This window comes from Nocardioides sp., from assembly GCF_030149505.1.
Classification (GTDB): Bacteria; Actinomycetota; Actinomycetes; order Propionibacteriales; family Nocardioidaceae; genus Nocardioides.
In genome coordinates this window covers 21,566-44,754 of sequence record NZ_JASBRN010000040.1, presented here as the reverse complement: position 1 = coordinate 44,754, position 23,189 = coordinate 21,566, and the positions used below count along the sequence as shown (strand labels likewise).

The following is a 23,189-nucleotide window of genomic DNA, read 5'->3' as shown; positions in this document are numbered from 1 at the left end:
CCGATTCTCCACGGTCGACACAGTGCCAGCTTTGAAAAGGAGCCACGGACATGACCGAGACTGCAGCAAGCACGACCGACAGCGGTGGCGACGCAGAGAGAGCCAGACCCAGTCTCGATCGCCGCCGGTTCGTCGGCTATGTGCTGGGCGGTAGCACGCTGATCACGGCAGCCTCGATGTTGTCTCCGACCGCAGCAGCCGCTCTGGACCTGGAGGTCCCCTCGCTGCCGCAGATCCCAGAACTCATCGACCTCGAGGACCTGCAGACCCTGGCGGCTGCGCCGACCGCAGGGCTGATCGCCGTGCGCATCGATGAGCAGGGCGAGGCTCACTTCGCGCTACCCCGCGCGGAGGTCGGTCAGGGCATCGTGACCTCGACGACCATGATCCTTGCCGAGGAACTCGACCTCCCCATGGACAAGATCCACGTGACCTTGGCGCCGGCGCGTCCAGAGCTGCTGTTCAATCAGCTGACGGGCGGTTCCAACACCACCGTCAGCACGTTCGAGGCAGTGCGGGTGGCGGGCGCTCTGGCCCGGATGCGGCTGTTGAGTGCGGCTGCTCAGGTGCTCGACGTGACCGTAGACGAGCTGCGGACCCTGGTAGGAACCGTGGTCGACGCGGCGGGGAACATCCTCACGTTCGGGGAGTTGTCCTCCCTTGCCTCCAGCGAGGTGGTCGAACGCGTCGAGGTCGTGCTCTCGCCGCCGGAGACTTTCCGCGTCATCGGCACCGGTCGGCGCCGTACCGATGCCCGCGAAGCCGTCACCGGGACCAAGCAGTTCGCCATGGACCTCGACGTCCCCAATGCCCTGCCGACCATGGTCTGCCGCCCGCCCACGCACATGGGCAAGCCGGTCCGGTTGCGCAACAAGGCCGAGATCCTCAGGATGCGCGGGGTCACGCACGTGGCGATCATCGAGACTGGTGTCGCTGTGCGCTGCAAGACCTTCGGCCAGTGCATCGACGCCATCCGCAAGATGGATGTCGAATGGGATCTGGGTGACCTGAAGGATGAGTCCGACGACAGCATTCTCGAACGCCTGCGACGGGCCGAGATTCCGATGGTGGTCCCAGAGGTTCCCGTCGGCGCGCGACAGATCGATCTCGAATTCGAGTTCATGTTCCGCTCCAGCGCCGCCTTGGAACCCTATGCGGCGATCGCAGACGTGCGGGAGAACAGCGCGGAGATCTGGGCCGGTCTGAAGGCACCGATCCTGGCTCAGACCAACATCGCGCGTGAGTTGGGGATGCTGCCCAACCGGGTCACCGTCAACGTCGTCACCAGTGGAGGCTCGTTCGGGCACAAGCTGTTCGGTGATCACGCCATCGAGGCGGCTCGCGCTTCTCAGGCAATGGGCGTGCCGGTCAGGTTGATGTGGCACCGGGCCGACGAGCCGCGCCAGGGTCGGCTGCACCCGATGTGCACATCGCGCGTGCGCGCGACGATGCTGCGCGACGAGGTGCTGACCTTCGAGCAGCGACACACCAGTGTCGTCACCGACTTCAGCCACGGTTTCGGTGAGGCGATCACCTCCGCCCTGGACGAGCTGCCGACCGAGCTCGGACGTCGGCTCGGAGGGCTGGTGTTCTCTGAGCTGATCTTCACGCTGACCCAAGAACTGCCCTACAACCTCGGTCTGGTCACCCAGCTGCTCAGTGAGACCGACCAGCGCTTCAGCACCGGGTCCATGCGCAACATCTACAGCCCCGATGTCTGTGTCGCTGCCGAGCTCACCCTCGACGAGATCGCCCGCCAGATCGGCCAGGACCCGCTGGAACTGCGGCTCCGGCTGATCCGCGACGCCAGGGTGCGCCGCACGGTGGAGGCCGTGGCCAAGCGAGGCGATTGGGGGAAGAGGATGCCAGCCGGCACCGCGCAGGGCATCGCCTTGCACAAGGAGTACAAGGGCAACACTGCCGTTCTGGTCGAAATCGACTGTCGACCGGCAACAGTCAAACGAAAGATCCGCGACGCCGTCACCGGCCCGCGTGTGACCAAGGCTGTCATCGGCGTGGACGCGGGACTGGTGGTCAACCCGATGGGACTGGAAGCGCAGATGCAGGGGGGCTTCATGGACGGGATGGCCTTGACGCTCACGAGCAGCTGTCACCTTCGGGACGGGGCTTTCCTCGAGGCCAGCTGGGACAACTACTACTACACGAGGCAGTGGAACGTTCCGCCCGAGATGGAGGTCGTCATCATGGACCCCGGAGTCGACATCCCCGGTGGAGCAGGAGAAGCGGCTGTGGGGTCCTCGGCGGCCGCCGTCGCGTGCGCCTACGCCCGCGCCACGGGACGTGTTCCGACCCGGTTCCCGATCAACCACGGCGAGATCACGTTCAAGCCCAAGACTTTCATCCCGCCCGTTCCTCCCTCGCCGACCAACGGCCTGAAGTTCACCTACTGAGGAGACAGACATGCCCAAGCACACTTTTGTCCTCAACGGCGAACGGGTGACCGTCAAGGTCGCCAACGACGAGCGGGTCCTGTGGGTCTTGCGCGATCTTCTGGGCGTGACAGGCCCGAAGTACGGATGCGGGATCAATGTCTGCAAGGCATGCACGTCCCACATCAACGGCAAGGCCTTCAATCCCTGCTCGGTGAGGATCGGCGACATCGCTCCTGACGACGAGATCACCACGATCGAGGGTCTTCCCGACACCGTCGGTCGGGACCTGCACCCCATGCAGGAAGCATGGATCGACCGCGATGTGCCGCAGTGCGGCTACTGCCAGCCAGGACAGATCATGGCCGCGGTGGCCCTGGTGCGGAAGGTTCAGCGCGAGGGCGGGACCATCACCGAGGCCGATCTCGACTCCATTCGCAACATCTGCCGCTGCGGCACCTACACTCGCATCCGCGAGGCGATCGTGCAGGGCGCCCGGAAGATGTGACCGCTCGGGGCCCGGCCCCGCACACGGCGTACGCAGCCAGCAGCAGCACCTGCACCACCAAAGGCGCCGGCACCGCCCGTCCCCGGACCGGGGGCGGGCGGCGTCGCGTCCCGCGTAGAATCCCGCCCGTGCCCTTCCAAAGCAGTGGCCCTCGTGCCCGCAGGGGCGGTGACGGACGTCTGACCGACGCGCTGGACCCGCACGACCAGGGACCCCAGGACGCCTGTGGCGTCTTCGGCGTCTGGGCCCCGGGGGAGGACGTCGCCAAGCTGACCTACTTCGGCCTCTACGCCCTCCAGCACCGCGGCCAGGAGTCCGCCGGGATCGCGGTGAGCAACGGCCGCCAGATCCTGGTCTACAAGGACATGGGGCTGGTCTCGCAGGTCTTCGACGAGTCCACGCTCGACTCCCTCAAGGGCCACCTCGCGATCGGCCACTCGCGCTACTCCACCACCGGCGCGAGCACCTGGCAGAACGCCCAGCCGACCTTCCGGCCCACCGTCGACGGCTCGATCGCCCTGGGTCACAACGGCAACCTGATCAACACCCACGAGCTGCGCGAGCTGGTCGCCGACCTCCCCGGCCCCGAGGACGAGCTGGACCTGCACCAGCGCCCGGGCGAGGGAGCCACCAACGACACCAGCCTCGTGACCGCGCTGATGGCCCACCACCCCGACTCCGCCCTGGAGCAGCGGGCCCTGGAGGTGCTGCCGCTGCTGCGCGGGGCCTTCTGCTTCGTGTGGATGAACGAGGACACCCTGTACGCCGCCCGCGACCCCCAGGGCATCCGGCCGCTGGTCCTGGGTCGGCTCGACCGCGGCTGGGTCGTGGCCTCGGAGGACGCGGCGCTCAAGACCATCGGCGCCTCGGTCGTGCGCGAGGTCGAGCCCGGCGAGATGCTGGTCATCGACGAGAACGGCCTGCGCTCGCACCACTTCGCCGAGCCCGAGCCCAAGGGCTGCGTGTTCGAGTACGTCTACCTCGCCCGCCCCGACGCCACCATCGCCGCGCGCAGCGTGCACCAGGCGCGGGTGGAGATGGGCCGCCAGCTGGCCCGCGAGTTCCCGGTCGAGGCCGACCTGGTCATGCCCGTCCCGGAGTCCGGCACCCCCGCCGCCGCGGGGTACGCCGAGGAGTCGGGCATCCCGTTCGGCCAGGGGTTCGTGAAGAACGCCTACGTCGGGCGCACCTTCATCCAGCCCAGCCAGACCCTGCGCCAGCTGGGCCTGCGGCTGAAGCTCAACGCCCTCGAGCACATGGTGCGCGGCAAGCGCTTGGTCGTCGTGGACGACTCGATCGTGCGCGGCAACACCCAGCGTGCGCAGATCCGGATGCTGCGCGAGGCCGGCGCCCTGGAGGTGCACGTGCGGATCTCCAGCCCGCCGGTGAAGTGGCCGTGCTTCTACGGCATCGACTTCGCCACCCGCGCGGAGCTGATCGCCAACGGCCTCGACGTCGAGGAGATCGCCGCCAGCGTGGGGGCCGACTCCCTGGGCTACATCTCCCTCGACGGGATGATCGACGCCACCGGCCAGCGCGCCGACGCGCTCTGCACGGCCTGCTTCACCGGGGAGTACCCCGTCGAGCTGCCCGACGAGTCCCTGCTGGGCAAGCACCTGCTCGAGGCCACCTTGAGCTCGCCGACGATGGGCCGCGCGCTGCCGGTCCTCAACAACCCCTGACCAGGAGCCCCGCCCCCGTGAGCGACACCCCCGCCAACCCCACCGCCGGCCACCACGCCGGCAACGCCTACGCCGAGGCCGGCGTCAACATCGAGGCGGCCGACCGGGCCATCGACCTGATGAAGGTGTGGGTGGAGAAGGCCAAGCGCCCCGAGATGATCGGCGGGCTCGGCGGCTTCGCCGGGCTCTTCGACGCCTCCGCCCTGACCCGCTACAAGCGCCCGCTCCTGGCCACCTCGACCGACGGCGTCGGCACCAAGGTCGCCATCGCCCAGGCGATGGACGTCCACGACACCATCGGCCGCGACCTGGTCGGCATGGTCGTCGACGACCTGGTCGTCTGCGGCGCCGAGCCGCTCTTCATGACCGACTACATCGCCACCGGCCGGGTCGTCCCGGAGCGGATCGCCGCGATCGTCAAGGGCATCGCCGAGGGCTGCGTCGAGGCCGGTTGCGCGCTGGTCGGCGGCGAGACCGCCGAGCACCCGGGGCTGCTGCACCCCGACGAGTACGACGTGGCCGGCGCGACCACCGGTGTCGTCGAGGCCGACGACCTGCTCGGCCCGGGCCGCGTGCGTCCCGACGACGTCGTGCTGGCCATGGCCTCCTCGGGCCTGCACTCCAACGGCTACTCCCTGGTGCGCCACGTGCTGCTCTCCGAGCACGGCGCGGGCTGGGCCCTGGACCGCCACGTCGACGAGCTCGGCGGCGACCTCGGCACCACCCTGCTCACCCCCACCCGGATCTACGCCAAGGCCTGCCTGGACCTCGCGCGCTCGGTCACGGTGCACGCGATGTCGCACGTCACCGGTGGCGGCCTGGCGGCCAACCTCGAGCGGGTCATGCCGGTCGAGCTGTCCGCGACGATCGAGCGCGGCACCTGGACCCCCGAGCCGGTCTTCGACCTCGTACGCCGGGTCGGGGACGTCTCCCAGGCCGACCTGGAGGCGACGCTCAACTGCGGCGTCGGGATGGTCGCCCTGCTCCCGGCCGACCAGGTCGACGCCGCCGTCGCCCTGCTCGAGGGCTACGGCATCCACGCCTGGCCTGCAGGTCGCGTGGGCGTCGCGACCGGTCGCGGCGGTGCCGTCGAGCTGGTGGGGCAGCACCCCGGCTGGTGACCCCGGCTGGTGACCCCGGGGCGGTCGCGCGGGCCGCCCTGAGCGGGCCGGCCACGTGACGCCCGTCACGCTGCACGCTGGCCGGGTCGACGTCGTGCGGTGAATAGCAGGATGGGGTGTGCGGGAACAGCCGGGCAGCAGGTAGCGTTGCGCCCACGAGTGTTCGAGAGCAGCCCGGGAGCCACGTGCCCCGGCCAAGTGTGCGAGGGGGCTGGACCCTATGGGCCGCGGCCGTGCAAAAGCCAAGCAGACCAAGGTCGCTCGCGAACTCAAGTACCGGACTCACGAGACGGACTTGAGCGCGCTGGCGGCGGAGCTCCACGGGAGCGAGTCCCGTGACGAGGCGGAGGACCACGACGAGTGGTCCGACATCGCCGACCCGCGTCGCGACTGACGAGGACGCGCGTTCCCCGTAGGTCGAGCAGCCCGAGCCGCTAGGCGAGGGCGTCGTCGAGACCAGGTGAGCTGACCGTGGTCGCCGACCACAGACAGCTCACGCGGTCTCGACGACGGCTCGCTGGCGCTCGCCGGGAGAGAACACCCGTGCTCGGCTCGCTGGCGCTCGCCGGGAGAGACCACCAGTGGAGTGCTCAGGGGCGGCCCGGCACCCACACGCCGCGCAGCCGCCCCACCGAGCGGATGCGCTCCTCGGCGACCCGGTCGGCGGCGACCGCGGGGGTGACCCCGTCGGACTGTGCGAGCGCCAGCACCCGACGCGTGGTGTCGAGGATGCCGGTGGCGCGCTGCTGCGCCCGCTCGAAGGAGAAACCGCGGGGGTCGAGCTCGTCGGCGACCTGGATCAGCCCGCCCGCGTTGACGACGTAGTCGGGGGCGTAGGTGACCCCGGCGTCCACGAGGTGCTTGTCGACCCCGGCGTGCGCGAGCTGGTTGTTGGCGGCGCCGCACACGACGCGGGTGCCCTGGGCGCCGAGGACGTCGACGACCCGGTCGTCGAGCGCCCCGCCCATCGCGCACGGGGCGTAGACGTCCAGCCCCGCGGTGATCAGCTCCTCGACCGATCCGACGGCCCGGACCCCCGGGTGCGTCGCGACGACGGTCCGCACGGCGGCGTCCACGACGTCGGTGACCAGCACGTGGGCACCCTCCTCGACCAGGTGCGCGACCAGGTGCCGCCCGACCTTGCCGACGCCGGCGACACCGACGCGCCGACCCTCGAGCGACGTGGAGCCCCACGTGGCCTCGGCGGCGGCGCGCATGCCCTGCAGCACGCCGTACGCCGTCAGGACCGAGCTGTCGCCCGCGCCGCCGTGGGCGACGGTGCGGCCGGTGACGAAGTCGCACTCGCGGCCGACGTGGTCCATGTCCTCGCTGGTCGTGCCGATGTCGCAGGCCGTGCGGTAGCGGCCGCCGAGGGTCTGGACGAACCGGCCGTAGGCGCGCAGCAGGGCCTCGCCCTTCACCGTGGCCGGGTCCCCGACGATGACGGCCTTGCCGCCACCGAGGTCGAGCCCGGCGACCGCGGCCTTGTAGGTCATGCCCCGGGAGAGGTCGAGGACGTCGCGGAGCGCGGCCTCGGTGCTGGCGTAGGGGAAGAAGCGGGTGCCGCCGAGGGCGGGGCCCAGGGCCGTGGAGTGGATCGCGACGACGGCGCGCAGGCCGGTGGCGGCGTCCTGGCACACGACGACCTGCTCGTGCTCGGCGGCGGCCTCGAGGAGGTCGAAGGGCTGGCTCGTGGGCTGGCTCGTGGGCTGGCTCGTGGACATGGTCGGTCCGTTCTGCTCGGGGTCGCGGGGGTGGTGCGACCGGTGGGGCCCGCAGGGGTGGCGCGGGTCACACCCAGGCTAGTGCGCGTCGGCGGTGCCGCGCAGCACGACCACGTCGCCGTGGGTGCCGTAGCCACAGACCCGACCCCCGTGCGGGGTGCCGTCGAAGGTCACCAGCAGCCAGCCGTCCCCATCGCGGACGAGCGTGGGCCACGGGATGTTGGTGGGGAAGTCCCCGTCGAGGCGAGCGACCTCCCGCAGGTCGTTGTCGAGCACCACCCACTGCTCGCGCGCGCCGCGCGGGCCGTCGGGCCCGTCGGAGGCGAGCACCACCACGCCGCCCGGCAGGTCGGGTCGCAGCAGCAGCGTCGGCCCCTCGGTGGCGGTGCGTCCGAGCGCCGCGGCCCGCAGCCGCAGCGAGGACAGGTCCGGCCCCTCGGCGAGCACGGGGTGGAAGCGGAAGAAGCGCGAGGCGCTGACGTAGCCGACCAGCCACCCCGACCCGGTGCGCACGAGGTGCGGGTCCCAGACCCCCACGGAGACGAGTCCGTCGGTGGGCAGGCGCAGCGGATCGGTGTGCAGCACGTGCACCCCGCGCAGCACGTCGGAGCCGGCGGCGTGCTCGCAGCGGGCGAGCAGCACCTCGACCCGGGCACCGTCGCGGTCGGGATCCAGGTCGCCCCAGGTGCTGGTGGCGACCAGCCACTCGTCGCCGTCGCGCAGCACGTGCACGGCGTGGTCGCCGTGCACCGCGCTCTCGCTGGGACGGTGGAAGAACAGGTCGGCGGTCTGCTCCAGCGCCGGGCCGGCCGGGTCGAACGCCCAGACCGAGGCGTGCCCGGTGCCGAACGGGCCCGGGCCGGCGCTGGTGGCGGTCAGCCGCACGCGTCCGTCGCCGGCGTCGTACGCCGTGCCGTCGGCGTGCGTGACGACGCGGATGTCGCGCAGCCCGAGCTGGCCGAAGCCCCCGGCGAGCAGCGACGTCGCCGGGCCGTCGTGCCCGACCTGGAGCCGGTCGAGCCAGTCGGGCTCGCGCACCAGCGCGGCCGCGCGCGGCTGGGTGTCGGCCAGGTCGACGCGGGCGCGGCCGGTCCAGGGGCCGTCGGGGACCTCGCGGGTCAGGACGGTGACGTGGGTGCCGGTGAGCGCCAGGCCGAGCGCGGCGGCCGGTCCCGCCCGGCCCGAGCGGCGGCTGCGCAACACCGACGGCCCCGCGGGACCGTCGACCTCCAGCCAGCAGCTGCCGGCGGCGTACACCGCCGAGAGCGAGAGGCCCGCCCCGGCGAGCGTGAGCACGAGCCGTTCCTCGCCGGAGCCGGCCAGCCCCGCCTCCACCGCGGCGTACGGCGCCGGGCGCGGCAGTGGGGTCAGCGAGCTGCGGCGGGGGTCGACCCGCTGCACCGGACGGTCGAGGGTGGAGACCAGGTCGACGGGGCGCAGGCGGGCGACCTCGGAGTACCGCAGGCCGAGCGGGTCGACCGGTGCCCCGCTGCGGCTCAGCCCAGCCTCCGACGCAGCTCGGCCACGGCGACGGCCACCTCGCGCTCCAGCAGCTCGAGCTTGGGCTCGATGCCGCTGAGGTCGCCGGCGTGGGCGTGGGCCTCGACCGCGGCCGAGGCGGCCGACACACGTGGCAGCCCGAGGTTGAGGGCGCTGCCCTTGACCAGGTGGGCGTTGGTGAAGGTGGCGTAGGCGTCGCGGGCCTCGAGGGCGGTGCGGATGTCGGCGACCTGGCCGTCGATGCGTCCGACGAAGGAGCGGGCGGTGCGGTCGAAGAAGCTCTCGCCGTCCTTGACCAGCTCGGCCAGCACCTTGCGGCGCTCCTCGTCGACGACCGGTGCCTCGCCCGGGGGCAGCTCGGAGGGCGGCTCGGACAGCTCTGGTGGGCTCGGTTGCCGGGCGGGGTCGGCCAGCGCCGTCGTGGTGCCGCCGCCGGTCGCGGACCGGCCGCCCGCCTCGGCGGTGTGCCGGGGGCCGGGAGCCGCGGGGTGGGTGCTGCCCGGGCGGGGGGCGGGGACCGCGCCGGTGCGCCGGGTCCAGCGCTGCACGACCTCCTCGAGCTGCGTGGGGTCGACCGGCTTGGTGAGGAAGTCGTCCATGCCCGCAGCCAGGCAGCGCTCGCGCTCGCCCTCGAGGGCCGAGGCGGTCATGGCGATGATCGGCACCCGGGTGCCGCGCGGCTCGCCGCCGCGGATCGCCCGGGTGGCGTCGATGCCGTCGATGCCGGGCATCCGGCAGTCCATGAGCACCAGGGCGTAGCCGTGGTCGGGCCCGGCGAGCGCGGCGATCGCGGCCTCCCCGTCGTCGGCGACGTCGACCTCGACCCCCAGCGCCTCGAGCAGCCCGGTGGCCACCAGCTGGTTGACCGGGTTGTCCTCGACGACCAGGACGCGCAGGTCCAGCGACGGCACCACCAGCCGCCGGGGGGCGCGGGGCGTCGGCTCCTGCGGCTCGCCGAGGGTGCGCAGCACGGCGTCGTAGAGCTCGGAGTGGCGCACGGGCTTGGACAGCGTGGTGCTGATGCCGGCCTCGCGGGCGGTGCGGGCGCCGACCCCCTGGTCGGAGGTGAGCAGGACCAGGGCCAGGTCGGCCAGCGCCGGGTCGGCCTTGATGATCCGGGCCAGCTCGAGCCCGTCGATGCGGGGCAGGACCAGGTCGAGCAGCGCGAGGGTGAAGGGCTTCTGCGCGCGCTGGGCCTCGCGCAGCGTCGCCAGGCACTCCGCCGGGGTCGCCACGGCGACGGGCTCCAGCTGCCAGGCCCGCAGCTGCTCGGTGAGGATGAAGCGGTTGGTCTCGTTGTCGTCGACCACCAGCACCCGCCGCCCGCGCAGTGACTCGGGTGCGGCGGTGCTGCGCCGGGGCGCGGAGGGGGTGTGGGCCAGTCGGGCGGTGAAGGAGAAGGTCGAGCCCTCGCCGACGGCGGAGTCGACCTGGATCTGACCGTCCATCGCCTCGACCAGCTGCTGGCAGATCGCCAGGCCCAGCCCGGTGCCGCCGTGGCGGCGGGTGGTCGCGAGGTCGGCCTGGGTGAAGGCGTCGAAGAGGTGCGCCTGGGCGGAGGCGGGGATGCCGATCCCGGTGTCGGAGACGTCGACGCGCAGCACCACGCCGTCGCGGTCCTGGTGCTCGACCCGGGCCTGGATCGAGACCTCGCCGTCCTCGGTGAACTTGAGGGCGTTCGACCCGAGGTTGGTGAGGACCTGGCCGAGGCGGGTCGGGTCGCCGCGGAGGTACTCCGGGACGTCGGGGTGGCAGGCGACGACCAGCTCGACGCCCTTCTCGTGCGCGCGGCTGGAGAGGACCGAGGCGGTCTGCTCGAAGACCGAGCGCACCTCGAAGTCGACGTCCTCGAGCTCCAGCTTGCCGGCCTCGATCTTCGACAGGTCGAGGATGTCGTTGATGATCGCCAGCAGCGAGAGCCCGGACTGGTGGACCCCGTCGGCCAGGCGCCGCTGGTGGTCGTCGAGCTCGGTGCGCAGCAGCAGCTCGTTGAGCCCGATGACGCCGTTCATCGGGGTGCGGATCTCGTGGCTCATGGTGGCCAGGAACTCCGACTTCATCCGCGAGGCCTCCATGGCGCGGTCGCGGGCGTCGGCGAGGGCGGCCGCGGCGCGCTCGCGCTCGGCGACGACGCCCAGCTGCGCGGCGACCTGCTCGACCAGCTCGTGGGATGCCTCCGAGAGCGGGTCCTCGTCGGCGAGGACCTCGAGGACCGCGAGCACCTCGCCGGTCACCACGACCGGCATCGTGACCCGGGAGACCGCCCGGCCGCGGTCGTGCAGCGGCTGCACGGCGACCTCGCCCGAGACCAGCACCCGCTCGGCGAGGTCGGTGGGGCTGGGCGGTCGACCGGCCCCGTCCTGGTCGATCCGGCGCTGGCCGAGCCCGGGGTCGTGGGCCGGCCACACCTGCGTGAGCAGCCCGGGACGCTCGCTGGTCCAGGCGGCGACCGGCTCCCAGCCGGTGTGCTCGGGCAGCCGGAGCGCGGCGACCTCGATCGCCTCCTCCAGCGTGCGGGCACGGTTGGAGGCCATCGCCATCTGCTGCAGCAGCCGGAGCCGGGCCGTCGCGGCGGTCGCGGCGACCTCGGCGCGGCGGACCTCGGTGACGTCCTGGTTGGTGCCGCCGATCCGCACGGGGCGACCGGTGGCGGGGTCCCGGATGATCCGGCAGCGGCCGTGGATCCAGCGCTGCTCTCCGTCCGGTCGCAGGACCCGGGCGTCGAACTCGTAGGCGACCCGGTCGCGCAGCGCCTCCTCGGTGGCCGCCTGCACGTGCGCGCGGTCGTCGGGGTGCAGGCACGCCTCGAACGCCGCGACCGTGCCGTCGAACTCCTCGCGGGGCACGCCGTAGAGCCGGTGCAGCTGGTCGGACCACACCACCTCGCCGGTCTCCAGGTCCCAGGAGAAGGAGCCGATGCCGGCGATCTCCTGCGCCTCGACGAGCTGGCGGGAGAGCACCTCGTCGTGGGCGTCGGGACCCGGGCCGGCGACCTGCCGCCCGTCCGCCGGAGCGACCCCGCTCGGCTGCCCCGCGGGACGCTCGGGCCGTGCGGCGGGGGAGTGGGCGGCGTCGTACGCCGTGAAGCGGTGCAGCCAGCCCAGCGTGCGTCCGTCCTCGCGGACCGGGCTGTAGCTCATGAGGCCGCCGACCAGCGTGCCGTCGGCGCGCTGGAGGGTGACCGGCAGGTTGTCGCGGCCGCGCGTGCCGCGGGCGAGCATCGACAGGTGCATCTCGATCCGGGTGCGCTGGCCCGCGGGGAAGACCTCGTGCGCGGGCAGGCCGGCCATCTCGCCGAGGTCGCGGCGCAGTAGGTGCGCCATCGCGCGGTTGGCCCACACGGTGGTCCCGCGGCGGTCGAGCACCCACAGGCCGTCGGTCGTCGCGTCGACCAGCGACACCAGCCAGTCCGGCTGCTCCACCCGTGTCCCCCCTTCGCTCGCGCCTGCTCCCGAGGTACCCATCATGTCCTGTCCCGCACGTGCGGGGGCCGGAGTGGCCGAGCCGGCGCATCTTTTCGGGAGGATGCGCCGGCTCGGCGGGACCAGAGCAGCCAGGGGTCAGCGCAGGGTCATCCGCGGCTCCCCGCCGGAGAGCCCGGTGCCGGCGATGGTGCAGGTGCCCCCGCGCGGGGTGCCGGCGTTCCAGGCCTGGCGCACGCAGCTGCGGGTGGCCAGCTGGCCCCAGTAGTTCGGGTGCAGCGACTCCTGGATGTAGTACGGGCTGCTGGAGCAGCAGGTGCTGACGGTGCGGATCTGGTTGACCCACTCGGTCCGGTCGACCGCGCCGGCCTGGGTCCAGGAGGTCAGGCCCTTCTCCTCGTAGAGACCGACCGTGCTCTCGCAGAGGCGCCGGCCGTTGAAGGCCGAGGCCAGGTCGAGGACGCGGGTGTTCGTGAGCCCCGAGGCGGTGATGGCGCTGCGGACGGTGTTGTTGATCGTCGGCAGGGCGGTGGAGTTGGCCCAGTTGGCGTCGGCGTTCCAGAAGCCGCAACCGCCGGTGTTCTGCCGGGTGTAGCCGGTCTCGGCGTAGCGGAAGCCCGAGGCGTTCGGGATCGGCGAGGGGTAGGTCTGCACCAGCAGGGTCCAGGCGCTGTCGGCGTACCCGGCGTTGCGCATGGCGGTGCGGAGGTTCTGGAAGGCGGTGGCGATCCGGGTGCGCACCGCGGTGACGTTGCTGCTGGTGAAGTTCGCGGTCACCGAGCTGTCGTCGTTGCAGTAGTTCTTCCACCAGCTGGGCGAGGAGAGCCAGTTGGCCACGCAGGTGGTGACGATGTCGGCGAAGTTGAAGTCGTTGCCGCCGATGGAGACCACGACCATCTTGACGTTGTTGCTCGAGGCGAACTGCTGCAGCGCCTTGGCCTGACCGATCCGGCCGGCGCCGTCGTCGTAGAAGTCCAGGCCGGGCTTGAAGTAGGTGCCCGAGGCGTCGGTGGTGGTCCTCGCGCCCGAGCAGGCGAGGTTCTTCCCGAGGGTCCCGGCGCCGATGAAGACCTCGGCGGCCTTGCTGCGGTGGCAGCGCGCGGTCGACTCGCCGGTCGGGGTGTCCCAGTAGGCGGTGGAGCCCAGCGCGTCGGCGTACGACGACGAGACGTTCGAGCTGCCGGCCCAGCGCCCGGCCTCGCCGGAGATGTAGGAGTCGCCGACGCTGACGACGTACGGCGTGCCGACCCCGGGTCCGTCGGCGCGGGCGGCCGGGACGGGCAGGAGCGGGGCGGCGCCGCTGGTGAGGGCGCTCAGGAGCGCGGCGAGCAGCAGCAGCACGCCGACGGGGGCGGCGAGGCGGCGCCAGGTGGCGGTGGACGACATGAGGGACCTTTCCCGAGCAGTGATCTGCCTCACAACGAGGCAGGCGCACGCTAGCGGGGCGGGACGGCCCGGGGAAGGGGCGCGGTGGCCGGGTGTCGCGCGGTGGGGTGCGACCGCGCGGTCAGCGCGCTGCCGGCGGACCCACCGAGCCGCGCGTGACGAGCACGTGCGGCACCCGCACGGAGCGCTCGCCGCCCTCGCCGCGCAGCAACCGGACGGTGATCTCGGCGGCCGTGGCGGCCTGGAGCTCGACCTGCTGGTCGACGGTGGACAGGCCCATCACCGCGGCGGTGGGGTGACCGTCGATCCCGATGACCGAGAGGTCCTCGGGGATCCTCAGCCCGCGGCGCAAGGCGCCCATGCTGAGGGCGGTGGCGAGCTCGTCGGAGTAGGCGAAGACGGCGGTGGGTGGCTGCGGCAGCGCGACCAGCCGGTCGAGGGCGCGGCTGCCGGCGTCGACGGCCCACGGCTCGGTGACGAGCAGGTCGGAGCGCTCGGGCACGCCTCGGGCAGCGAGCGCGTCGCGGAAGCCGGCGACCCGCAGCAGGTCGGCGTCCCAGGTGGTGTCGTCGGTGTCGCTGGTGCGCACCATCGCGATGTCGCGGTGGCCGGCGTCGAGGAGGTGCTCGACGGCGAGGCGGGCCATCGCGCGGTCGTCCACGTCGACGTGCGGCAGGCCGCGGGCGGCACCGCCGGCGATGACGAGCGGGACGCCGAGCAGGTCGAGGCGGTCGCGCTGCTCGGGCGAGAGCGGCAGGGCGGCGAGCACCACCGCGTCGACCTTGCGTCGGGCCGGCAGGTCGCGCACGAAGGCGCCGCGCTCGGCGGGGCCGGGCACCTGGTAGACGAGCACGTCCATGCCCTCGGCGCGCAGCCCGCGCTCGAGCCCGCCGAGCATCATCGAGTAGAACCACACGTCCATCCGCGGCATCACCACCGCGACCCGGCCGGTCTCGCGACGCGACAGCGAGCTGGCCTCGGGGGAGACGACGTAGGAGAGCTGGTCGGCCACCTCGCGGACCCGGCGGCGCGTCGACTCCCCGACACCCGGCACGTCGCGCAGTGCTCGGGACACCGTGGCGATCGAGACCCCGGCCAGCCGCGCGACGTCGGCCATGTTGGCGGGAGACAGGGATGCGGGCCCGGAGGGGCCCTCGTCGGCCCCTGGGGCCGCTCCCTGCGGCGGCTCGTCCACCCGTTCAGCGTAGGGCAGGCGTGGCCCCGGGGGTGAGGAACGGGTGGGCCCGGGTCTACCCGTCGGGGTATGGGGATGCGACGATTGTCCGGCGACGTCGGCCGGCACGTCTGCCCCCCAGCGCTCCGGCCGGCGTCGCCCTGTCTCCGCTCGCAGCAGCCGAGGACGCCGAACGGGCAGCTCTCTCCTGGAGAGCTGCCCGTTCGTGGACGAGCGGTGGGTCGGTGTCAGTCCAGGACGCCGGGGGCTGCCTCGTCGTCGAGCCAGTCCTGCCCGTCGTCGTAGTGCTCCCGGTCGGCCGCGTCGTCGCCGCGACCGCGCCGACGGGCTGCGCCCGCTCCAGCGGCGCCGCCGCGGCCGCCACCGGCGGCCGCACCGGTCCGGGCCCCGCCGCTCCCGCGACCGCCCGCGCCGGCTGCCGCCGCGCCGCGGCCGGAGGCGGTGGTACGACCGGCGGTCGAGGTGGCCCCCACCCCACCCCGGGCCGCCGGCCGAGCCTGTGCCGGCGCCCCCGCGACCGCGCCGCGGCCGAGGGTGCCGGAGACCGCCGAGCGGCTCAGGCCGCCCAGGGGTCGGGCCTGCTGGCCGGGTGCGAGGACGCCGGCGCCGATGCCGCGCACGATGCCCACGCCCTTGGCCAGCCCGCCGAGCAGGGCACCGCCGCCGAGGCCGACGCCCACCGCCGTACCGACCCCGCCGGGGACGAGGCCGGTGCCTCCCGGGCCGGTGGGGCCGATCGTGGTGGGGCCGGTGGGGTCGACCGGGTCGATCACGGTCGGGTCGATGACCGTGGGGTCCTTGATCTCCGGCTCGGTGCCGTTGTCGATCGGGTCGACCTCGTTGGTGTCGCCGGGGTCGATGTCGGTCGGCTGGCCGATGACGGTGGGGTGGTACGTCGTCCCGGTGGTCCCGCTGGGGCCGCGGCCCCCGGGGATCGGTGCGCGTGCACTCGGGCCGTCGCCGCCGCCGGGGCCGTCCTGGCCGCCCGGCTCCTCGGGGTCGGGGAGGCCGTGGATCGACTTCATGACCGCGATCGGCTCCTCGTAGCGCCGGTCGAACTCCTCGGCGATCTCGCGGGCCCGCTGCTCACGCAGCGCCTCACGCTCCTGGAAGGCCGAGACAGCGGCGTTGTGCTTGCCCTGCTCGGTCATCCGCTTCTCGTCGTCCCACTCGGGGTTGTCGGAGAAGGACCCGGGGTCCATCAGCGGTGCGGTCGCCGGGTCGGAGTCGATCTGGTTGCGCTGGGCGCGGATGTTGGTGATCGTCTGGGCAGCCGACTCCAGCGCGGCCTGACCGCGTCGGAACTCCGCGACCCGGGCGTCGAGGTTGTCGGCGGAGCGACGCATGGCCTTGAACATCGCCGGGCCGGTCTGCCCGCCGATGCCGAGGCCCGCGTTGGCCGCCGATCGGAGGCGGCGCGCGACTTCCTCGAGGCGGCCGACCGACCGGCCCCACTCAAGGACGCCGTTCATCGTCACGACTCCCTCGTCAGCGGGACCAAGGGCCGCGTCCAGCCTCTGCCGCTCGGGTCCATTGCTCATCGGTCGAGTCCTCCCTCGGTCGCGGAGCGCACGCTGCCGACCTCGGCGGCGATGCGATCGAGATCCTCCTGGGCGTGCTGGTCCGCCACGTTGAAGCCCTTGCGGAAGGTCTCGACGCCGTCGTCGTAGTGCTGGAGGTCGTGCACCATCGTCACGAGCGTCTCCTTGACGGCGCGGCGCGCGAGCTCGGTGTGGTGCCCCAGGGCGCTGCCGTTGGGCAGCGTGCCGAAACGGGACTGGGGGACCTGCGCCGGCTCGTAGGTGGCCTGCTCCCTGCCCTCCTGGAGGGCCTCGGTGATGGCCGCGATGGTCTCGGTGTCGATCCGCAGCTCCTGGAGGAACTGCATGATCGCTCCCATGTCGATGGGTGATCCGTCACCGCTGATGGCCACCATGGTCCAGCCTCCCGAAAGCCGTCATCGAGTCGTTGCAGGTCGCTCTTCCTTTACCCCCGCGGACGCGATGGTAAAGGCTCGTCCACGTGCTTTCCCTATCGGCGAGGTCCTCAATCCTCGCCACGCACGTGAGCGGCAGGAGCCGCGGGTTTTGCCGCGAGACCCGCGGGGCAGAACCGGCTCCATGCAACGTCGTGAGCGCCGACAGGGATGGACCAGGCTGGCGATCCAGGCAGTGGGCGGCGTCGCGGCCACGGCCATGCTGGTGACCGGTTGCTCGGGGGAGCCCTCGGACGAGGGGGCGACGCAGCCTCCGGTGACTCCCGAGACCTCGGCCCCGGCCTCCGGTACGCCCGAGGAGTCGCCCTCTGCGATCGAGGAGACCTTCGCCGACGTCGAGGACCCGGCGACGGTGCGCATCCCGACGGGCAAGGTCCCCGGGCTCGACGCTGTCAAGGCGTGGGAGGGAGCGCGGGTCGACGCCACGACCACTCCCATCGGTGCCGAGCTCTTCCTCGGTCCCGGGAGGAGTGCAGTCGTGCTGCTGAAGTCCTACGACGGTCTGTCGGCCCGAGGCTCGGGGGAGGCCGAGCTGCGCTACTGGCGCAAGCGCAACCTCTTCACCGAGGGTCCGGTCGAGGTCATGGACCCCGTCGTCGTGGACGGGCAGCAGCTGCAGCATGCCCGCGGGAGCAGCTCCCTGAGCCTCGTGGACTGGTTCGTCCACGCCGTCGAGGGCCTCACCGTCGAGGTGCTCTTCCTCCTTCCGCTCGACTTCTCCGAGACCGAGCGGGAGGAGTACATCGCGCAGGTCATGGCGACGCTGGAGTTCGAGTGAGGTCGTACGTCGTTCGCTCATGGTGCTCCGATCGCCGCGGTGGTGCTTGCGACAGGTGTGGCGCTGAGCGGCTGCGCGGACGACGAGGGCGCGGAGAGGACAGCGCCTGTCTCTACGGCTGCCTCGTCGGGTGCCGCCGAGCCGTCCACGACCGGGGAGCCGGAGGCCGAGCCCGAGGACACGTGGGCGGATGTCGAGGACCCGGCGACGATGAAGGTCCCGTTGAAGTCGGTGGACGGGGTGGAGAGCGTCCGCGTGTGGGAGGGGTCGCTCTTCCGCAAGAACCCGACAGCGGTAGTCGTGGCAGGCCCTGCCGATGGTGGTGGGGTCCAGACCTTGACGCTGGGAGCAGCAGGGTGATCGGGAAGGAGACCTCGGAGGCCGAGGTCAGGTACTGGAGCCGGAACAGCGGCCTGCTCGAGGATCGGGCCAAGGTGCTCGACCCGGTGGTCGTCGACGGGCTCGAGCTGCAGCACGCGCGAGGGCGCAACGGGGTGGAGGTCGTCGACGGCTACCTGTACTCCGACGGGGAGATCTCCTACCGGGTCATCTTCACGACGCCCCTGTCTTACACCGAGGCGCAGCGGGACGAGGCCATCGGGCAGGTCATGGCGACGCTGGAGTTCGAGTGAGGGCGTACGTCGGCGCTCATGGTGCTCCGATCGCCGCGGTGATGCTTGCGACAGGCGTGGCGCTGAGCGGCTGCGCGGACGACGAGGGCGCGGAGACGCCGGCGCCCGTCTCTGCGGCTCCGTCGTCGGGTGCAGCCGAGCCGTCCACGACCGAGGAGCCGGAGCCCGGGCCCGAGGACACGTGGGCGGATGTCGAGGACCCGGCGACGATGAAGGTCCCGTTGAAGTCGGTGGACGGGGTGGAGGGCGTCCGCGTGTGGGAGGGGTCGCGCTTCCGTGTGAATCCGTCTGCGGTGATCGTCGCTGTCCCGTCGGCCGATCGGAGCAGCTTCCAGACCTTGACCCTCGGCAGCGAGACCCTCAGCCCGCCTGCGAGCTCCGAGGAAGCAGTGAGGTACTGGGCGAGGAGCAGTGGTCTGGTCGAGGGTCGAGCCGAGGTGCTCGACCCGGTGGTCGTCGACGGGCTCGAGCTGCAGCACGCGCGGGGGCGCAACGGGGTGGAGGTCGTCGACGGCTACCTGTATGCCGACGGTGCGATCGCGTACCGGGTCATCTTCACCACACCGCTGGACTACACCGAGGCGCAGCGGGACGAGGCCATCGGGCAGGTCATGGCGACCCTGGAGTTCGAGTGAGGTCGTACGTCGCTCATGGTGCTCCGATCGCCGCGGTGGTGCTTGCGATAGGTGTGGCGCTGAGCGGCTGCGCGGACGACGAGGGCGCGGAGAGGACAGCGCCTGTCTCTGCGGCTGCGTCGTCGGGTGCCGCCGAGCCATCTACGACCGGGGAGCCGGAGGCCGAGCCCGAGGACACGTGGGGCGACGTCGCCGACCCCGCGACCGTTCCCCTGGACGCCGAGCTGCTCCGAGGAGTCGAGGCCGTCAGCATCTGGGAGGGCGCGACCCCGCAGGTCGAAGAGGGTCTGGGCGGCGGAGAACTGGTGCTCGGGCCAGGCCGTTCCCTGGCGCTCCTGGTGAGCACGCTTCCAGAGGTCCTGGCCCCGGGCAGCTCGCAGGCGATGCTCCGGGACTGGTCCAGGGTCAACGGGGTGACGACGAGCAAGGTGCAGGAGCTCGAGCCGGTGGTCGTCGACGGGCAGGAGATGTTGCGCGCACGGGGTGACAACGGGTTCACGGTCTATGACGCCTTCTTCCTCGGTGACGACCAGATCGGGATCGAGGTCGTGGTCGCGACCCCCATCGACTTCACGGACGCGGAGCGTGAGGAAGCCATCGGACAGGTCATGGTGACGCTGGAGTTCGAGTAGTCCCGCGCGCGCTGCCGCCCCAGAGGGTGAGGCGCGCCACGTCCGCGGCTCGGACGGAGCCGCAGGTGGCTGCCGGTGGCGGCGTCGCGGCGCTACGGTCCCCCTGACCCGGCACGACCCGTGCCCGGCCGGCCACCCGGCGTACGACGTCGGGGGCCCAGGAGCAGGGCGGCAGCAGACCGAGGTGGAGAGCGAGGTGGGGAGCGTGGGCGAGCACGACGGCGTCGTACCGGTCTACTTCCTCTCCGACTCCACCGGCATCAGCGCGGAGACGATGGGCAACGCGCTGCTGCTGCAGTTCCCCGAGCTGACCTTCGAGCGCACCACGATCCCGTTCATCGCGGGCGTCGAGCAGGCGCGGGAGATCGTCGCGATGCTCGACGAGGTCGCTGCCGGGCCGGTCACGCCGCTGGTCTTCTGCACCGCGGCCGCCGACGACGTGCGCCACGAGCTCAACCTCACCAAGGCGCCGGTCATCGACTTCTTCGACCTTCACATGAGCCGCGTGGAGTCGTTGCTCGGCCAGCGCGGCATCCGCCAGGCCGCCCGCCTGCACGGCGTCGGCGACATCAAGCGCTACAACGCCCGGATGGCGGCGGTGGAGTTCACCATCGAGCACGACGACGGGCAGTCGCTGCGCGCGCTCGACAAGGCCGACGTGATCCTGCTGGCGCCCTCGCGGTGCGGCAAGACGCCGACGAGCATGTACCTCGCGCTCCAGCACGGGCTGTACGTCGCCAACTACCCGCTCGTCGACGAGGACCTCGAGGACTCCGCCCTGCCGCGGCCCGTGGCCGACCTCGCCGACCGGTGCTTCGGCCTGGTGACGACCGTGGAGCGGCTCAGCCGGGTGCGCAACGAGCGCCGCCCCGGCTCCCGCTACGCCTCCCCGGAGCAGTGCCGCTGGGAGCTGCGGCGCGCCAAGGAGCTCTTCGAGGCCCACCGGCTGCCCGTCGTGGACTCCTCGGCCAAGTCGGTGGAGGAGATCTCGGCACTCATCCTGCAGACCAAGAAGCAGCGCGCCCGCACCGCCGCGGCCGCGAGAACGAGCAGCACCAGCAGAGGGGACTCCCCAGCATGACCGGTTCCGACATCAGCAACGTCCGGTGGTTCGCCGACCTCGGCCTCGGCGACCTCGAGCAGGTCGGCGGCAAGAACGCCTCGCTGGGCGAGATGGTCTCCCACCTCACCGACCTCGGGGTGCGCGTGCCCGACGGGTTCGCCACGACCGCGGAGGCCTTCCACCGCTTCATCGGTGACACGGGCCTGGCCGAGCGGATCTCGGGGCTGCTGGCCGACCTCGACACCGACGACACCCGCGCCCTGGCCACGACCGGCAAGGAGATCCGCGAGGCCGTCGTCGCGCAGGAGTTCCCGGCCGACCTCGAGGCCGACATCCGCACGGCGTACGACAAGCTCGTGTCCGAGGCCGGCGGTGAGGCGTCCTTCGCGGTGCGCTCCTCCGCCACCGCCGAGGACCTGCCCGACGCCTCGTTCGCGGGGCAGCAGGAGACCTTCCTCAACGTGCGTGGGATCGACGCGATCCTCACCGCCATCCGTGAGGTCTACGCCTCGCTCTACAACGACCGCGCGATCGCCTACCGCGTGCACCACGAGTTCGCCCACGACGCGGTCGGCATCTCCGCCGGCGTGCAGCGGATGGTGCGCTCCGACATCGGCTCCTCCGGCGTCATGTTCACGATGGACACGGAGTCCGGGTTCGAGGACGCGGTCTTCATCACCTCGGCGTACGGCCTGGGTGAGGGCGTCGTCCAGGGTGCGGTCAACCCCGACGAGTTCTACGTCTACAAGCCCGCGCTGCGCGCCGGGCGCCCCGCGATCCTCAAGCGCGGCGTCGGCGGCAAGGCCACCAAGATGGTCTACACCGACGACGCGACCGTGGGCCGCACGACCGAGTTCGTCGAGGTCGAGCCCGCGCAGTCGCGGCTGCTCTCGCTGACCGACGACGAGGTCACCGAGCTCGCGAAGCACGCGCTGGTCATCGAGGAGCACTACGGGCGCCCGATGGACATCGAGTGGGGCAAGGACGGTGTCGACGGCAGGCTCTACATCCTCCAGGCCCGGCCGGAGACCGTGCAGTCGCGCCGCAGCGGTGCGCTCGAGCGCTTCAAGATCGACGCCTCGGCGACCAAGGGTGCCGACGTGCTGGTCGAGGGCCGCGCGATCGGCCAGAAGATCGGCGCCGGCCCGGTGCGAGTGCTGACCTCGCTCGACGACATGCACACCTTCAACCCCGGCGAGGTGCTCGTCGCCGACATGACCGACCCCGACTGGGAGCCGATCATGAAGCGGGCCTCGGCGATCGTCACCAACCGCGGCGGCCGCACCTGCCACGCCGCGATCATCGCCCGCGAGCTGGGCATCCCCGCCGTCGTGGGCACGGGTGGTGCGACCAAGGAGCTCGCCGACGGCACCGAGGTGACCGTCTCCTGCGCCGAGGGCGACACCGGTCTGGTCTACGACGGCGTCCTGGACTTCTCCGTCGAGCGCACCGAGCTCGACTCGATGCCTGACATCCCGGTCAAGATCATGATGAACGTCGGCACGCCCGAGCAGGCCTTCGCCTTCTCCCGCCTGCCGCACTCCGGGGTCGGGCTCGCGCGGTTGGAGTTCATCATCAACCGCCAGATCGGCGTGCACCCCAAGGCGCTGCTCGACCTCGAGCGCGACCCCGCCAGCCTGGACGCCGACCTGCGCGCGGAGATCGAGGAGACCATCGCGGCGTACGACGGCCCGCGCGACTTCTTCGTCAAGCGCGTCGCCGAGGGTGTGGCGACGATCGCCGCTGCGTTCGCGCCGGAGCCGGTGATCGTGCGGATGAGCGACTTCAAGTCCAACGAGTACGCCAACCTCGTCGGCGGACCGGCGTACGAGCCGCACGAGGAGAACCCGATGATCGGGTACCGCGGTGCGTCCCGCTACCTCTCGGACGACTTCGCCGAGTGCTTCGAGATGGAGTGCGCGGCGCTGCGGCACGTGCGTGACGAGATGGGCCTGACCAACGTCAAGGTGATGATCCCGTTCGTGCGGACCGTCGGTGAGGCCGAGGGCGTCATCGACCTGCTCGCACAGCACGGGCTGCGCCGCGGCGAGAACGACCTGCAGGTCGTGATGATGTGCGAGCTGCCGTCCAACGCCGTGATCGCCGAGCAGTTCCTCGAGCACTTCGACGGGTTCTCGATCGGCTCCAACGACATGACCCAGCTGACGCTCGGCCTGGACCGCGACTCCGGCCTGGTCGCGGCCACGTTCGACGAGCGCGACCCGGCGGTGCTGCACATGCTGCGGCTGGCGATCGAGGCGTGCCGCAAGCAGGGCAAGTACGTCGGCATCTGCGGGCAGGGCCCCTCCGACCACCCCGACCTGGCGGAGTGGCTGGTGGAGCAGGGCATCGAGTCGATGTCGCTGAACCCCGACACCGTCGTCGACACCTGGCTGCGGCTCGGGGGCGTCACGGTCTCCTAGGCCATCTGCCGGCGGCGTACGTCGTCGGCGGTCCGGCAACGCGAAGAGCCGCGGTCCCCGAGGGGGCCGCGGCTCTCGCGTGTGTCTGTGCCGGTGCGGTGC

The 23,189-nt window shown here is 72.1% G+C and carries 18 protein-coding genes; 11 read left to right on the top strand and 7 right to left on the bottom strand.

Features of this window, described 5'->3' with window-relative positions; translation table 11 throughout:
• The first annotated feature begins 50 nt into the window (after window positions 1-50).
• The 5 genes from Q1V71_RS07590 to Q1V71_RS07570 all read left to right on the top strand — a co-directional run bounded on the left by Q1V71_RS07590 (window position 51) and on the right by Q1V71_RS07570 (window position 6,095).
• Window positions 51-2,411 carry a molybdopterin cofactor-binding domain-containing protein gene (locus Q1V71_RS07590; RefSeq protein ID WP_300642530.1) on the top strand — a complete coding sequence of 787 codons (2,361 nt, stop codon included), beginning with the start codon at window positions 51-53 and terminating at the stop codon, window positions 2,409-2,411.
• Window positions 2,412-2,421: 10 nt separating this feature from the next.
• A complete protein-coding gene (locus Q1V71_RS07585) occupies window positions 2,422-2,898 on the top strand; it encodes a (2Fe-2S)-binding protein (RefSeq protein ID WP_300642527.1) in 477 nt (158 codons plus the stop codon).
• 128 nt (window positions 2,899-3,026) lie between these two features.
• On the top strand, window positions 3,027-4,580 hold the full coding sequence (purF, locus tag Q1V71_RS07580) for an amidophosphoribosyltransferase (RefSeq protein ID WP_300642524.1): 1,554 nt from the start codon (window positions 3,027-3,029) through the stop codon (window positions 4,578-4,580).
• Window positions 4,581-4,597: 17 nt separating this feature from the next.
• A complete protein-coding gene (gene purM, locus Q1V71_RS07575) occupies window positions 4,598-5,701 on the top strand; it encodes a phosphoribosylformylglycinamidine cyclo-ligase (RefSeq protein WP_300642521.1) in 1,104 nt (367 codons plus the stop codon).
• A gap of 220 nt (window positions 5,702-5,921) precedes the next feature.
• Entirely contained in the window at window positions 5,922-6,095 is a 174-nt protein-coding gene (locus Q1V71_RS07570) for a DUF3073 domain-containing protein (RefSeq protein WP_300642518.1), read from the top strand.
• 196 nt (window positions 6,096-6,291) lie between these two features.
• Here the strand turns inward: Q1V71_RS07570 and Q1V71_RS07565 are convergent, their stop codons facing one another.
• The 7 genes from Q1V71_RS07565 to Q1V71_RS07535 form a co-directional block, all read right to left on the bottom strand.
• Window positions 6,292-7,425 (bottom strand): Glu/Leu/Phe/Val dehydrogenase dimerization domain-containing protein, encoded by a 1,134-nt coding sequence (locus Q1V71_RS07565; protein WP_300642515.1) that lies wholly within the window; start codon window positions 7,423-7,425, stop codon window positions 6,292-6,294.
• Window positions 7,426-7,503: 78 nt separating this feature from the next.
• Window positions 7,504-8,826 (bottom strand): hypothetical protein, encoded by a 1,323-nt coding sequence (locus tag Q1V71_RS07560; RefSeq protein WP_300642513.1) that lies wholly within the window; start codon window positions 8,824-8,826, stop codon window positions 7,504-7,506.
• 95 nt (window positions 8,827-8,921) lie between these two features.
• A complete protein-coding gene (locus tag Q1V71_RS07555) occupies window positions 8,922-12,347 on the bottom strand; it encodes a response regulator (protein WP_300642510.1) in 3,426 nt (1,141 codons plus the stop codon).
• A gap of 138 nt (window positions 12,348-12,485) precedes the next feature.
• On the bottom strand, window positions 12,486-13,733 hold the full coding sequence (locus tag Q1V71_RS07550; RefSeq protein WP_300642507.1) for an SGNH/GDSL hydrolase family protein: 1,248 nt from the start codon (window positions 13,731-13,733) through the stop codon (window positions 12,486-12,488).
• Window positions 13,734-13,854: 121 nt separating this feature from the next.
• Window positions 13,855-14,928, bottom strand: a complete 1,074-nt coding sequence (locus Q1V71_RS07545; protein ID WP_300642504.1) for a LacI family DNA-binding transcriptional regulator — start codon at window positions 14,926-14,928, stop codon at window positions 13,855-13,857.
• A 227-nt stretch (window positions 14,929-15,155) separates the two neighbouring features.
• Window positions 15,156-16,469 (bottom strand): hypothetical protein, encoded by a 1,314-nt coding sequence (locus Q1V71_RS07540; RefSeq protein ID WP_300642501.1) that lies wholly within the window; start codon window positions 16,467-16,469, stop codon window positions 15,156-15,158.
• Window positions 16,466-16,864 (bottom strand): hypothetical protein, encoded by a 399-nt coding sequence (locus Q1V71_RS07535; protein ID WP_300642498.1) that lies wholly within the window; start codon window positions 16,862-16,864, stop codon window positions 16,466-16,468. The genes Q1V71_RS07540 and Q1V71_RS07535 overlap by 4 nt, the downstream gene beginning before the upstream one ends.
• A gap of 316 nt (window positions 16,865-17,180) precedes the next feature.
• Between Q1V71_RS07535 and Q1V71_RS07530 the strand changes: the two genes are divergently transcribed.
• The 6 genes from Q1V71_RS07530 to ppsA all read left to right on the top strand — a co-directional run bounded on the left by Q1V71_RS07530 (window position 17,181) and on the right by ppsA (window position 23,087).
• Window positions 17,181-17,702 carry a hypothetical protein gene (locus Q1V71_RS07530; protein ID WP_300642495.1) on the top strand — a complete coding sequence of 174 codons (522 nt, stop codon included), beginning with the start codon at window positions 17,181-17,183 and terminating at the stop codon, window positions 17,700-17,702.
• 356 nt (window positions 17,703-18,058) lie between these two features.
• The gene (locus Q1V71_RS07525; protein ID WP_300642493.1) at window positions 18,059-18,334 is read left to right on the top strand and encodes a hypothetical protein; all 276 of its coding nucleotides are present in this window, start codon (window positions 18,059-18,061) and stop codon (window positions 18,332-18,334) included.
• Window positions 18,335-18,372: 38 nt separating this feature from the next.
• Entirely contained in the window at window positions 18,373-18,969 is a 597-nt protein-coding gene (locus Q1V71_RS07520; protein ID WP_300642491.1) for a hypothetical protein, read from the top strand.
• A 35-nt stretch (window positions 18,970-19,004) separates the two neighbouring features.
• The gene (locus tag Q1V71_RS07515; protein WP_300642488.1) at window positions 19,005-19,601 is read left to right on the top strand and encodes a hypothetical protein; all 597 of its coding nucleotides are present in this window, start codon (window positions 19,005-19,007) and stop codon (window positions 19,599-19,601) included.
• 205 nt (window positions 19,602-19,806) lie between these two features.
• Complete coding sequence (locus Q1V71_RS07510; protein WP_300642485.1) at window positions 19,807-20,682, top strand: pyruvate, water dikinase regulatory protein; 876 nt, start codon at window positions 19,807-19,809, stop codon at window positions 20,680-20,682.
• Entirely contained in the window at window positions 20,679-23,087 is a 2,409-nt protein-coding gene (gene ppsA, locus Q1V71_RS07505; RefSeq protein WP_300642482.1) for a phosphoenolpyruvate synthase, read from the top strand. Before Q1V71_RS07510 ends, ppsA begins: the two co-directional genes overlap by 4 nt.
• Window positions 23,088-23,189 lie beyond the last annotated feature (102 nt).

What these genes read in the sequence shown, in the direction of transcription:
- Q1V71_RS07570 (WP_300642518.1), top strand. Translation starts at nt 5,922, where the DNA reads ATGGGCCGCGGCCGTGCAAAAGCCAAGCAGACCAAGGTCGCTCGCGAA.
- Q1V71_RS07540 (WP_300642501.1), bottom strand. Translation starts at nt 16,469, where the DNA reads ATGAGCAATGGACCCGAGCGGCAGAGGCTGGACGCGGCCCTTGGTCCC.
- Q1V71_RS07535 (WP_300642498.1), bottom strand. Translation starts at nt 16,864, where the DNA reads ATGGTGGCCATCAGCGGTGACGGATCACCCATCGACATGGGAGCGATC.
- Q1V71_RS07565 (WP_300642515.1), bottom strand. Translation starts at nt 7,425, where the DNA reads ATGTCCACGAGCCAGCCCACGAGCCAGCCCACGAGCCAGCCCTTCGAC.
- ppsA (WP_300642482.1), top strand. Translation starts at nt 20,679, where the DNA reads ATGACCGGTTCCGACATCAGCAACGTCCGGTGGTTCGCCGACCTCGGC.
- Q1V71_RS07590 (WP_300642530.1), top strand. Translation starts at nt 51, where the DNA reads ATGACCGAGACTGCAGCAAGCACGACCGACAGCGGTGGCGACGCAGAG.
- Q1V71_RS07585 (WP_300642527.1), top strand. Translation starts at nt 2,422, where the DNA reads ATGCCCAAGCACACTTTTGTCCTCAACGGCGAACGGGTGACCGTCAAG.
- Q1V71_RS07550 (WP_300642507.1), bottom strand. Translation starts at nt 13,733, where the DNA reads ATGTCGTCCACCGCCACCTGGCGCCGCCTCGCCGCCCCCGTCGGCGTG.